The sequence below is a fragment of the Halobacterium sp. KA-6 genome, assembly GCF_021029015.1.
In the GTDB taxonomy this organism is placed as follows: domain Archaea; phylum Halobacteriota; class Halobacteria; order Halobacteriales; family Halobacteriaceae; genus Halobacterium.
This window is the reverse complement of sequence record NZ_JAJJZH010000004.1, coordinates 31,969-44,078: the sequence shown is the minus strand read 5'-3', so window position 1 is coordinate 44,078 and position 12,110 is coordinate 31,969. Positions and strand designations below refer to the sequence as shown.

Annotated in this window: 12 protein-coding genes and 4 pseudogenes; 6 read left to right on the top strand and 10 right to left on the bottom strand. The window is 60.5% G+C overall.

Annotated features, from left to right (window positions below):
- Positions 1-207 precede the first annotated feature (207 nt).
- The 4 genes from LPA46_RS10015 to LPA46_RS10000 form a co-directional block, all read right to left on the bottom strand.
- Positions 208-1,161 (bottom strand): transcription initiation factor IIB, encoded by a 954-nt coding sequence (locus LPA46_RS10015; protein WP_230892405.1) that lies wholly within the window; start codon positions 1,159-1,161, stop codon positions 208-210.
- Between the two features lie 162 nt (positions 1,162-1,323).
- Positions 1,324-1,608 carry a DUF3006 domain-containing protein gene (locus LPA46_RS10010; protein WP_230892404.1) on the bottom strand — a complete coding sequence of 95 codons (285 nt, stop codon included), beginning with the start codon at positions 1,606-1,608 and terminating at the stop codon, positions 1,324-1,326.
- Complete coding sequence (locus tag LPA46_RS10005) at positions 1,605-3,050, bottom strand: lamin tail domain-containing protein (RefSeq protein WP_230892403.1); 1,446 nt, start codon at positions 3,048-3,050, stop codon at positions 1,605-1,607. The genes LPA46_RS10010 and LPA46_RS10005 overlap by 4 nt, the downstream gene beginning before the upstream one ends.
- Positions 3,051-3,212: 162 nt before the next feature.
- On the bottom strand, positions 3,213-3,437 hold the full coding sequence (locus LPA46_RS10000) for a hypothetical protein (protein ID WP_230892402.1): 225 nt from the start codon (positions 3,435-3,437) through the stop codon (positions 3,213-3,215).
- A 71-nt stretch (positions 3,438-3,508) separates the two neighbouring features.
- Between LPA46_RS10000 and LPA46_RS18990 the strand changes: the two are divergent.
- Positions 3,509-3,935 (top strand): annotated as a pseudogene (locus LPA46_RS18990) (DUF7342 family protein); the annotation flags it as partial.
- A 706-nt stretch (positions 3,936-4,641) separates the two neighbouring features.
- Here the strand turns inward: LPA46_RS18990 and LPA46_RS09990 are convergent.
- The 3 genes and pseudogenes from LPA46_RS09990 to LPA46_RS19125 all read right to left on the bottom strand — a co-directional run.
- On the bottom strand, positions 4,642-5,076 hold the full coding sequence (locus LPA46_RS09990; RefSeq protein ID WP_230892400.1) for a PIN domain-containing protein: 435 nt from the start codon (positions 5,074-5,076) through the stop codon (positions 4,642-4,644).
- On the bottom strand, positions 5,077-5,328 hold the full coding sequence (locus LPA46_RS09985) for an AbrB/MazE/SpoVT family DNA-binding domain-containing protein (RefSeq protein ID WP_230892399.1): 252 nt from the start codon (positions 5,326-5,328) through the stop codon (positions 5,077-5,079). It abuts the gene before it with no gap.
- A 104-nt stretch (positions 5,329-5,432) separates the two neighbouring features.
- Positions 5,433-5,612: pseudogene (locus LPA46_RS19125) on the bottom strand (hypothetical protein); the annotation flags it as partial.
- Positions 5,613-5,696: 84 nt separating this feature from the next.
- On the opposite strand from LPA46_RS19125, the gene LPA46_RS09980 reads away from it, so the two are divergent.
- From LPA46_RS09980 to LPA46_RS09970, 3 genes and pseudogenes are all read left to right on the top strand, one after another.
- A complete protein-coding gene (locus tag LPA46_RS09980; RefSeq protein WP_230892398.1) occupies positions 5,697-6,248 on the top strand; it encodes a DUF7342 family protein in 552 nt (183 codons plus the stop codon).
- A 16-nt stretch (positions 6,249-6,264) separates the two neighbouring features.
- Positions 6,265-6,753 (top strand): hypothetical protein, encoded by a 489-nt coding sequence (locus LPA46_RS09975; protein ID WP_230892397.1) that lies wholly within the window; start codon positions 6,265-6,267, stop codon positions 6,751-6,753.
- A gap of 5 nt (positions 6,754-6,758) precedes the next feature.
- A pseudogene (locus LPA46_RS09970) lies at positions 6,759-7,046 on the top strand (IS200/IS605 family accessory protein TnpB-related protein); the annotation flags it as partial.
- Here the strand turns inward: LPA46_RS09970 and LPA46_RS09960 are convergent.
- The 3 genes and pseudogenes from LPA46_RS09960 to LPA46_RS09950 form a co-directional block, all read right to left on the bottom strand.
- Complete coding sequence (locus tag LPA46_RS09960) at positions 7,042-8,667, bottom strand: SufS family cysteine desulfurase (protein ID WP_442908233.1); 1,626 nt, start codon at positions 8,665-8,667, stop codon at positions 7,042-7,044. The pseudogene LPA46_RS09970 and the gene LPA46_RS09960 overlap by 5 nt on opposite strands.
- Before the next feature lie 254 nt (positions 8,668-8,921).
- Positions 8,922-9,215, bottom strand: a complete 294-nt coding sequence (locus LPA46_RS09955; RefSeq protein ID WP_230892396.1) for a DUF433 domain-containing protein — start codon at positions 9,213-9,215, stop codon at positions 8,922-8,924.
- Between the two features lie 78 nt (positions 9,216-9,293).
- Positions 9,294-9,923 (bottom strand): annotated as a pseudogene (locus LPA46_RS09950) (IS6 family transposase).
- A gap of 89 nt (positions 9,924-10,012) precedes the next feature.
- Between LPA46_RS09950 and LPA46_RS09945 the strand changes: the two are divergent.
- Both LPA46_RS09945 and LPA46_RS09940 read left to right on the top strand, forming a co-directional pair.
- Positions 10,013-10,786 carry a phytanoyl-CoA dioxygenase family protein gene (locus LPA46_RS09945; RefSeq protein WP_230892395.1) on the top strand — a complete coding sequence of 258 codons (774 nt, stop codon included), beginning with the start codon at positions 10,013-10,015 and terminating at the stop codon, positions 10,784-10,786.
- A complete protein-coding gene (locus tag LPA46_RS09940; protein WP_230892394.1) occupies positions 10,787-12,109 on the top strand; it encodes an Nramp family divalent metal transporter in 1,323 nt (440 codons plus the stop codon).
- Position 12,110: the final 1 nt, after the last annotated feature.

The window sequence follows — 12,110 nt, the reverse complement described above, 5'->3', positions numbered from 1 at the left end:
CGGAATCGCCGTCGGCCTTGGGGAGGGGTTCGATGTATTGCTCAGGCAGGATCGCATCGTCAATCGAGCGAGAGTCGCTATCGACGAACTACTCGGCGTTGCCGATCGCGGGCAATACGGACTAGAGGTTGATCGAGGTTTGGGCCAGGAGATCCACGACGCGCTTGAACACAAGGTAACGTCTCTCGGGTGGATGCGAATAGAAGATTACACTCCCAAGCCCATCGCTTCGATCTGTTCCTGGTAGCGGTTGCGGATGGTGACTTCGGTGACGTTCGCGACGTCGGCGACTTCGCGCTGGGTTTTCTTCTCGTTGCAGAGGAGGCTTGCCGCGTAGATGGCGGCGGCCGCAAATCCGGATGGTGATTTCCCGGAGAGTAGTCCTTGTTCGGCGGAGGTGTCGATGATTTCGCGGGCCTTTGCGGTGGTTTCCTCGGAAAGGTCGAGGTCGCTTGCGAAGCGGGGGAGGTATTCCTTGGGGTCGGTTGGCTGGATTTCGAGGGAGAGTTCCTGGGAGACGTAGCGATACGTGCGTCCGATTTCCTTCTGGTCGATGCGGGCGACTTCCGTTACTTCTTCGAGGGTTCGCGGGATGCCCTCCTGGCGGCAGGCGGCGTAGAGGCAGGCAGTTGCGACACCCTCGATGGAGCGCCCACGGATGAGGTCCTCTTTGAGCGCGCGCCGATAGATGACCGATGCGACTTCGCGAACACTACGTGGGACGCCAAGCGCGGATGACATTCGATCGATCTCCGAGAGCGCGAACTGGAGGTTGCGTTCGCCCGCGTCCTTCGTGCGGATGCGCTCCTGCCATTTGCGGAGGCGGTGCATCTGGTTGCGTTTCTTCGAGTCAAGTGAGCGACCGTAGGCGTCCTTGTCCTTCCAGTCGATCTGGGTCGTTAACCCCTTATCGTGCATCGTCTTCGTCGTCGGCGCGCCCACGCGTGATTTCTGGTCGCGCTCTGAGGAGTTGAACGCCCGCCACTCCGGGCCGTGATCAATTTGGTCGTCCTCAAGAACGAGCCCGCAGTCCTCACAGACTCGTTCGCTCTGATCGGTGATCACGTTGGATGAGTTGCACTCCGGGCACTGCTGTGCCTCGTCATTCGTTTGTGCTTGCTCACTCTGTTCCGTTTCACGTTCCCGAGTCGCCCGTTCCATTCACCATGTGACAACCGAGGAATCATATATAGACCTTTGCTTGTCACCAGCCAAAGAGAGACAGATCCCAGTGCAGACTCCAGTTCCGGCCGAAGGGCGGCCACACCGGCGAGTTTACAGTGGTAACGAGGGGAAATCCCGCCCTTTCAGGGGTGAGGGGAATCAAGAGTCCTCGTCGTTATTGGGCGGGCGTTCTGCGAGTTGATCGAACCGTGACTGGGCGCGCTCCTTCCGATTGGCAGTCGCAGCCGCATCGTACACGAGGTCAGTTACGTCCCCATCGGTGAGCGTCACCTCGAGGACTGCATCCGGATGGGCTGCCTCCTCGGGAAGGTCCGTACGCTCGACGACGATCTCATCGACGACGTCCCCCGCTTCTTCGAGCAGAATGACCGCGAGACCGTCCTCGAAGCGATCAAGGACGCCAGTGAACTGTTCGGTGGTCATCGATAGTAAGCCTCCTCGATTACGGTTGTACCAGTGGCATCGCGAAGGATGACCGTGTCACCGCCATTATTCCAGACGGGTGACGATTGCCCCCAGTACAACGCGGTCTCCGTATCGGTTCCGCTGCCCGTGTAGATAGTGAGTTGGTCGCCTGGATCAAGGACGGTCCCTTCAGGGATCGTGTACGAGTGCCCGGCCGCATCGGCGAGCGTCCACCCGGAGAGCTCTAGCGATGACGTCCCGGTATGCTCGATGGTGACGTACTCGCCGTTCAGATCCTCCGCGTCATCGTTGGCCGCGTCAGCGTGAATTTCGACGAGATCAAGACGATTGGCGGTACTCGTCGACGTCGTTTCCGGCGGTTCAGTCGTTCCGGCTGGGTCAGTGATTGGGGCTGTCCTGGAGCCAGCCGCCGGGATCACGAGCCGATCGACTAGACCACCAGTCCCGGGCTTGACCGGGTCTCCCGAACGGAGTTCAGTGGCAGTCGTCGGCGCGTCTTGCTGTGTGGCGACCGTTACTGCAGAGCCATTACTCGTGAACGTGATCGTGCCGTGGGTTGCGGTCCAGTACGTCGGAATCGACCGCGCTGCCAGCCGTTCCAAGACCGCCTCATGCGGATGGCCGTACTGGGAGTCATACGCACTCGAGATCACAGCCACTCGTGGCGACACTGCCTCAAGGAACGCCTCGCTGGTGCTGGATCGGCTGCCGTGGTGGCCGACAGCAAGCATCGTCGAATTGAGCTGGTTGTCGTAGGTTTCGACGAGATATTCTTCGCTTGCCGTTTCCCCATCGCCGGGCAGCAAGAAACTTGAGGCGCCGAACTGGAGGTGGACGACGATGCTGTTCTCGTTCCGGTCTTTATTCGCAAGATAGCCCTCCGGTGGCGCAAGAATCCGTGCCGTACCTCCACTCATCGGGATCGAATCCCCGGCCTGCGTCTGGTACAACGTCACGTTATGTGCCTCGACTGCGTCGAGGTATTCCTCGTAGGTCGCCGAGCTCGATGCAATCCCGGGGTCGTACACCGCCCCAACGCCGTCCCCGTTGGTCTCGAAGTGCTCGATCACCGCGGCATGCCCGCCGATATGGTCTGCATCAGGGTGGGACGTCACGAGGTGATCAATTCGTGACACCCCCTGCGATTCGAGATACGCGATCACGTCCTCGCCATCATCAATCCAATCACCAGTGTCGATCAGGATTGTTTCCCCATCCGGGCCAACCACGAGTGTACTGGACCCCTGTCCGACGTTCAACTGGTGGACGACCAATTCACCCGTCGGTGTGGCTGTTTCCGTCGTTGCGACGGTTGTCGACGCTTGCTCGGTGACACCAGACGTCGGCGCCGGCTCACCATTGTCGATCCCACCAGCACACCCCGCAAGGACAACCAACCCAACCACCGCAAAAACAGCGAGTAGTCGTCGCAGAGACATACCCCGGACGTCGTTCGCCCCCGGGTTAGTCGTTCTGGGTTAACTAGCGAAGCTTGTACCGGGGACTGGTTTCGTCAGGCCAAACCGCCACCTCGGAAACAACCTAGTAGTTAGTCTGGCAGACGCTAACACCCCTCCCCTACCTGCGGGACACCGATCCGGTCAGTACTGGGGTTCGAACGCTAGCTCCTCGCTAGTGAAGGAGTACTGGCTGAGGTCGTGTTTCTCGCAGACGTCAGCGAGGTGCTTAGGCTCCAGATACGCTTTCTCGATACAGTGCTCAAACACTACGATGATGTCGTTGTTGTCGACGCTGGTGACAGCGGTGTTAGCGGAAGCCCACCCCTTCAGAAGTGGGAGGAAGCCAAGGCTTCGCTCGCAACGCATTCTCGATTATGCAAGAGAGCACATACATATATGAGAGTATGGAGGTAACACTGTCGTAAGAGGTGCCAAGCATGTCCGAATCCTCGCGAGACGGGGGCCCAGTCATGGGCTGAGTCGATGAGCGCCCGCGACCGCATTCGAGCGGTCGCCGAGACGCTTCCCGAACCGCGGTCAGTCAACTGGATCAGCGAGCAGGCCGCCTGGAGTACAACCAACGAGGAACTCCAGGATCTCGTCGACTAGGGCCAGTTGCGCCGCGTCGAGGCCGGCGAGACCACGCGCTACCAGCCGGACTACACACGACTGCTCTTCGAGGAAATTCGGACGCTCATCGAGGAGAACACGCGCGAGGAGCTACGCAACGAACTGGCAGCGATCACCGAGGAGATCGAGGAGTGGCAGGCAACCTATGACGTCGAGACGTGGGCGGAGCTCGAACAGTCGCTCGCCAACGGCGACCTCGCAAGTCCGGAGCTCCGTGACCGCCGCGACGTTATAGGCTGAGAAGGCGCAATACCACGGCGTTCAGGCCTGGATACGCGCCGTCAACTTGGGAGAAAATCCACGTTCGACGCCCTCTTTTGAGTTTCAGAATACCGGCGTTTAAGTGGCAGGCCGCCGTACTATAGGGGAGGAATCGGTCGGAACGGAGCGGATTCCGAACCGTCCTACGGAGGCGGCCTGTCCGCCCTCGTAACGAGGCAGTATCCGGAAGAGCAGGCGGTGAACGCCACATCTTCGAAGGGTGTGCCAACGTGCTGACTGCTCAAAGCAAACCAGACGATACCCCCGAGTCCGCTGACGCCCGCTGGCGTCCCCGTGGCCAAAACAACACCGGGACGCCCTAAACGGTTGAGGATAGGGGTAACGGCGGTTTGGCACCGCCAGCAGTCCACCAGTCCGATGTTGTGGGACTACCCGCGCCCGAAAGGTCTGGTAGTCCGGTGATTGGACTGCACACCTGAAACTCCCACCGCTCGGGATTCCTCCGCGTTCACACGGAGGAGGATGTCAATGCGTTCTGGCGTGAGAATGAGGAGGATCGCCGCCTCATCAAGCACGTACTAGAACTCTACTCCGACGTCGAAGCCGCCCGCGAACAGATGACCGACGTGGCTGACCGCGCCACGAGCTAATCCGCTTCTCTCACAGAATGGTCTTTCCTGAGACCGAACATCGTCACCAGCCGTGGGGTCTCCCAGTGTCAGTTCGGATCGTAGGGATTCGTTGCTGTATCGAGTCGGTAGACATCCTTGACAGCGTCAAAATCGTCGTCAAATGCATACAGGTAGCCGAGCCCCTCGGTTTGCATATACGCGACAATGCAGGCATCGACGAAGGAGAGCGGTTCGTGTTGGCGAAAGAGGGCCTTCCCTGTCGCGAGGGCGTCGGTGGTGAGTGAGTCGATGTGGAAGCGGGCGTTTTCTTCGATACGATCGAGGAGATCGACGGCTGCGTCGTGGCCGGCGTGGGTCGTGAGGCCGTTGAGCGTTTCAGCGAGTACGTAGTCGAGGACGACTGCCTCCGGGAGCGTTCCATCATCGATGCCGTAGAGCACGGGAAGCGCGGCATCATGGGATCCATCCTGCTGGTATGCGGCGGCAAAAAGGACTGTCGTATCGATGAGTGCACGAGGCATTTACTCGACGTCGACGCCCCAGGCGTCATGCTCGCTCGTTACATCGGTCGACTCCTCACCAGCGTAGCCGTCAAAATCGGCGAACGTGCCCGTTTGCTGTTGGAGAACCTGGACTCGAATGCTCCCATCGTCTTCGAGATGCCAACGGAGCTGATCACCATCGTCGATGTTGAGTTCCCGCCGAATCCGAGCAGGGATGTTAGCCTGGTTTCCAGACACCTTGCTTTCGGCGTCGATTCTGTCGCTGCTCATACCTCCCGGTAGGTGACGTGGTGTGAAAAACCTAGTGTGCCGCCACACTACATTCAGTATGCACGCTTATGCCAACGTACTATTTTTCTGCAGGTCTTGTGGTACCGCATGACGTAGTCGCCGGGGGTGAATGGCTGGGTGACGGAGGTGTGGTTCTCGTGTTTGTACGAGTAGAGTTGGATGGCTTGGTCGTCGCAGTAGGAGGCGAGTTTGGCTGGGTGGGTGGTCCGCCAGTCACTGACGCCGTCATCAAGGACGCTGGGGAACGCGACACTGACAGCTTCGCTCGCAATGGGTTTTCAATTATGCGAGAGCGTACAAACATATATGGGAGTGCGGATCTAACACTATTGCGAGAGGTGCCAAGTATGTCCGAATATTCGCGAGATGGCGTTCAGACGTGGGCTGAGTCGATGAGCGCCCGCGACCGCATTCGAGCGGTCGCCGAGACGCTTCCCGAACCGCGGTCAGTCAACTGGATCAGCGAGCAGGCCGACGCCGCCTGGAGTACAACCAACGAGGAACTCCAGGATCTCGTCGACCAGGGCCAGTTGCGCCGCGTCGAGGCCGGCGAGACCACGCGCTACCAGCCGGACTACACACGACTGCTCTTCGAGGAAATTCGGACGCTCATCGAGGAGAACACGCGCGAGGAGCTACGCAACGAACTGGCAGCGATCACCAAGGAAATCGAGGAGTGGCAGGCGACCTACGATGTCGAGACGTGGGAGGACCTCGAACAGTCGCTCGCCAACGGCGACCTCGCAAGTGCTGAACTCCGCGAGCGCCGCGACGTCATCGCTTTCTGGCGTGAGAACGAGGAGGATCGCCGCCTCATCAAGCACGCACTGGAACTCTACTCCGACGTCGAAGCCGCCCGCGAACAGATGACCGACGTGGCTGACCGCGCCACGAGCTAATCCTTTCTCTCACAGAATGATCTTTCTTGCCGGCCGCGACCGCTATATACAGCGGACCCTCCTCTGCGACATTCACGACCGATTGACGAATCAAGCGGGGTGTGAGGACGTCCGCTATCGCCCGTCTCGACGCCGACCCCGGTACGTCATCACGGATGTCGATCCGACAACGTTCCTGAGTCATTCCTACGATGCGGCGACCGCACGCCTGGAGATTCGCTTCTGGTACCCCGCCGGCGTCGACCACGAATACTACCGCATCAACTGGGTCGAACCGAACCGGAACCTGATGCTCGGCTTCCACCAGGACGCCGACCATCCGGATCTTGGGCCCTGCCACATCCAACTCGATCACGAAGACACGCCGGTTGATCGGCATAGCGCGACGTTTCTTGATGCGCACCCGCTCGCCGTCCTTGATGACCGACTGCAGCAGTTCCCGGCGGCAGTAGAGGGGATTCGCTGGGAGAATGGGAATCCTTCGCTTCCTACCTGGCCCGTCTAGACAGCGAGTTCATCGAGCGTGTTGGGCAGAAAGAGTACGGACGCTTCGAGACCAACCTGCACATAGTAGCGAACGAACTCATTGAGGAGGCTGTCGAGAACGACTGTTCGCACATCGTGTTCGAGGACTTGACCCACATTCGGGAGAACATTCCCGAAGCGACGTGGCAACACGTCTGGGCGTTCCGACGCCTCTCCAAGTACGTCGAATACAAGGCCAAAGAACACGGTATCGAAGTCGTGCAGGTTAACCCTCGCAACACGTCGAAGCGGTGTTCGACGTGTGGATTTACGCGGATGATGGTGTTTGCTGTTCCTCTGCGAGGTACTCGCGGATGGCTTCCTGGATGACTTCTTCGGGGCCTTCAACGCATTCGCGTCGGAGGTCGGGGTACTGGCCGTCAAGTTTGCGCGGGACGTAGCCGTTGAGTTCCGCGGCTTCGCTGACTTGCATCCCTTCGAGGTGTTCGGAGAGGAGGCTGGCGACGGCGCGGCTGACTGCACAGCTCTGGCTCTCGAAGGCAATCGCCTCAATGCGGTCGTCGGCGATGGTGACGTGGAATTCGCCGTCATCACCGCACGTGGTTTCCTCGGAGGATTTCACGAACGTCGGGTCGCTGAGGCCTTCCTGGTTGTGGGAGGCGTGATAGTGTTCGCTGACGAGGTCGTGGTAGCGCTCGGAGGCGAGGTAGTCGTCGAGGTCGTCACGAGCAGTGTCCACGACATCAAGGAGGCGATCGACATCTGCGCAAGTATTGTAGATGTAGAAGGAAGCGCGGGCGGAGCCGGGGATATCAAGGCGGTTGTGGAGAGGCTGGGTGCAGTGGTCGCCGGCGCGGATCGCGACACCGCGGTCGTTGAGGAGGCTGGAGAGATCGTGGCCGTGGACACCCTCGACGTTGAATGAGACGAGGCCGGTGCGTTTCTCGCCGATGTCAGGGCCATACGTTTGGACGAAGTCTCGCTCAGCGAGTTCGCGGAGGAGGTACTGGGCGAGGTCGTTCTCGTGGGTGCGGACGTTCTCCATGCCAAGGTCGTCGAGGTAGTCCACGGCCGCGCCGAGCGCGATGCCTTCCGCGATGGGTGGGGTGCCCGCCTCGAATTTCCAGGGGAGTTCGTTCCACGTGGAGTCAGTGAGGGTGACGTTCCTGATCATCTCCCCACCGAACAGGAAGGGGTCGAGGTCTTGGAGGATGGCGCGTTTCCCGTACAGCCCGCCGATGCCGGTGGGACCGGCGAGTTTGTGACCGCTGAACGCGAAGAAGTCTGCGTCCATCTCCCCGACGTCGACGGGCCGGGTTGGGGCAGACTGGGCGCCGTCGATCACTGCGTACGCGCCGTGATCGTGTGCGAGCTCCACGAGATCCCCGATCGGGTTGATGGTTCCGAGGACGTTCGAGACGTGAGGCGCACAGAGGATCTCGATGTCGTCGGTGACGAGGTCGTCGGCGGCGTCCATGTCGAGATGGCTGTCGCTCGTGACGGGGATATGGCGGACGGTCGCACCTGTTCGTTTCGCAATCTGCTGCCAAGTCACCAGCGAGGCGTGATGGTCCATCTCCGTGGTGAGAATCTCGTCGCCGGTGTCGAGATGCTGGCTGAGGCCGTACGCGACGAGGTTGATGCTCTCGGTGGTGTTTTTTGTGAAGACGATTTCCTCACGGCCGTCTGCGCCGAGGAAGTCGGCAACACGGTCGTGGGCTTCCTCGTACGCGATTGAAGCCTCATGACTAAGTTCGTGAATTCCGCGGTGGATATTCGAGTTATAATCTTTGTAGAACTCTTCGAAGACGTCGTACACCTGTCTGGGCGTGTGGGTGGTGGCAGCGTTGTCGAGGTATGTGAGTGGATGGCCGTTCACGCGTCTGTCGAGCACGGGGAAGTCTGCGCGCACTGCCGTGGTGTCAAGGGTCATATACCTGTCCAGACTCTACCACATGAAAAAACAAGCGGGAACTGCTGGTTCTTAAATTAGTTCACATACCTCGGGAATGCAACCTTCAACGCTCTTCGAGTTCGTTACTGATTTCGGTATTCTGTGAGGGCGTCGTTGAATGCGCTGGTGAGTTCGTGGATGAGCTTGGGGCTGTTGATGACGAGGTCGGTGATGGCGTCGTTGAGGCTGCGATGTAGGCGTCGAAGAAGGTGTCGTGGTCGGGTCGGTTGATATCAAGTCGGCGGACTGACGCCGTCCGGGCGGTTCGAGGCGATATTCTCGCGCAGGTCGCGCAGGTCGGTCTCACGACGCTCTCGGACAGCCTTCATCTCCTCCGGGTTCTCGTAGTAATACGCTAACGCTCGATACACGTCAGCGACGTCTAGGGCGTATTCGTCGGCGACGTCCTCCGGGTCCGCCCCGAGCTCCTTGACGCGATCGTGCAGCTGGAGCACCGAAATGAGGCGCCCCTCGATGTGGGGTTCATCGAGGAGGTTCTGCGTGACGCGTGGGGCGTGTTGAGGCATCTGTACATCTTCGTTTTGGATGCCGAGACACATAATTCCTCAGGCTCTCGAGATCGGTAGTGTTCAGATTAGCTGATTTCATGCAAAGCTGAAGGATCTGAGCCACTCGTCGGCGGTATCTGCTGTGGCGTTGCTGAAACAGTTTGAGAACGAGGAGGTTCGTTGTTTTATCTCTCGAAAGACGCGTTCAACAGCATTCTGATTTCCATGTGTTTCAGACTGGAATCGGAGGCCATGTCGTTGGCAGGCGTCTTTCAGTGTCGGTGCGCCATCAACGAGAAACACAGCATTATCGACGTCGTATTTTTCGCGGAGTTGTTCGAAAAACGAGCGGCAATCACGTACGTACGCACCGGTTCAAGCGTTATATAGAGTGATTTGGTCGTTTCTGGATCGACAGCAGCGTACAGCCAGTATTGCTCGTCGTTGAGTCGGAGCACGGTTTCGTCAACGGCGACGTGATTTGGAGTTCGTCCAGACTCAGGCTGTAGGTCGGCTTTCTGCACCCAGTTATGAGCGGTGGAGCGTACGCGTTTGACACCGAATACCACAATCATTAAGACAGTATTTCGAAAGCGAGAGTCCAGCAAGATATAGCAGAATACTGAGCTTCATCAGCAATCGAGGTGTCGCTTCTCGTTCAACAAACGCTACGTTGATCTCGTCTAAACATCCGTTGAGGGAGTTGTTTCCGGTATAACCACCCAGAAAAGAACCGCCTCACTCTTCATCCTTATCTGAACACCGCGCCTCGCCGGAGCGCAAGGCTTTATTACCTTAAAATAACACCGAGTGGTATGGCGCTGTCCGACGAACAGATGCAGCAGTATCAACGGGAGGGATACGTCGTCGTCGAGGACGTGTTGTCGGCGACTGAGGTGACCGAGGTGAAAGATCGCCTCCGAGAGTACGTCCGCGGCGAGCGAGAGGAGACCGAATTCGATCGAATGCTGGAGCCGTCGATCGACGCCGAGGAGTTCGACCACGAGGGGCAACCGGTCCGAAAGTTCGAGGGTGTCGGGATGGCCCGCGAGGACGAGGTGTTCCGGGAGCTGGCGTACCACGACGACATCGTGGAGGTGGTCAGCCAGCTTCAGGGGCCGAACCTGAAGCTATTGCGCTGTGCCGGCATGCTGAAGCCGCCGGGGGTCGGGACCGCGAAGAAGTTCCATCAGGACGCGGCCTACTACCCCATCCACCCGATGGACCACGTGACGGTGTGGGTGGCTCTCGATGAGTCGAAAACCGAGAACGGCTGCATGCAGGTCGTCCCGAAGGCCCACACGGACGGCCTCCTCGAACACGAGGCGATGGAGTACGACACGGACATCACGATTAACTCCCGGGACTACGACGAGAGCGACACCGTTGCGCTCCCGATGGAGCCGGGGGACGCGCTGTTCCAGCACTGCCTCGCTCCCCACTACACTGCGCCCAACGAGAGCGACCGCTGGCGCCGGGCGATGATCGTCGCGTACATGCGGTCGCGGTCGCGGTTCACCACCGACAACCGGCCGGAGTGGGTCGACAACCTGCACATCGCCGGCGAGGAGTTCCCGGGGTGCGTGTAGATGGCGGTCGCTGAACGAATCCGCGAATTCACCGGCGAGATGGGGCCATCGTGGGTCGCTGGGGCAATCGCAGCCGGCCCGGCGACCATGGCGTCCATGATCACCGCCGGCGCCGCCTACGGGTACAGCCTGCTGTGGGTCGTAGTGCTCTCGGCGTTCGCCGGCGCGCTCGCCCAGTACCTCGCGATGCGTCTCGGCCTGCTCACCGAGCGGGGCATCGTGGAGGTCGTCGAGGAGTATCTCGGCGAGTGGTGGGCGTGGCTCCTTGTCGTCGACGTGGTGCTCGCCTCGGGGGTTGCGCAGCTGGTCATCATGAACACGCTGGCCAGCGTCTCCGCGACCATCACTGGCGCGCCGGCCTGGATCTGGGGTGTCGTCTGGGCGGCCGTGCTCGCGCTGGGACTGGCCGGCCGAGGCTACGGGCTGTTGGAAGCCGCGGCCAAAATCCTCGTGGCCGCGGTGGTCCTGGCGTTCGTCGCGTCGCTGTTCGTGGTGCCGCTTGACGTCGGCGCCGCCGCTGGCGGCCTCGTCCCGACGCTCCCCGGCGGGAGTGCGCTCGTCGCCGCGGGCATCCTCGGCGGTGCGGTCCACATTACCCTGATCACGATGCACTCGTACACGATGCGGGCGAAGGGATGGACTGACGACGACTATGAGATTGCGACCGTCGATATCGGCGCGTCGATGCTCGTCGCCTTCGGCGTGTACAGCGTCGCCATCTTTCTGGTCACCGCCAGCGTCCTCACTCAGCCGGACCTCAGCACCGTCGGGGCCGCACAGGCGCTCGGCCCGCTCGTCGGCGAGCACGCCAAGTGGCTCTTCCTGCTCGGGCTCGGCGGGGCGGCGATATCCTCGTTGGGTGGGAACACTATCGTCCCGCCGTTCGTCCTCGCGGACAAGCTGGGCTGGGGGACAACCGTCGCGGACGCGCGATACCGCGCTCTGGTGGCCGCGGTCGCGCTGCTCTCGGCGTTCGGCGCGTCCATTGGTGGTCAGGTGCTCGGCCAGCTGGTACTCGTGCTGGCGCTGGGCACCGTCGGGACTCCCTTCGCCATCGCAGTCGTCCTCTACTTGCTGAACTCACCGGCCGTACCCCGGCCGACCGCCACACTCACGAATCTCAGCGGGCTCGCGCTGCTCTTGGTTTCGGGGATCCTCGCCGCCAACTTCGTCCGCGAGCAGGTCGCGGCCGGCGTCACCCCGCTCTCCGGGGGCGTCCTGGCGTTCGCCGTCCTGCTTGGGCTCGCCATCGCAGGGCTGGTCGTGAAGCACGTCCGGCGTCGGCTCAACGGCACCGGGATGACCCCCGAGCCGGCGGACTGAG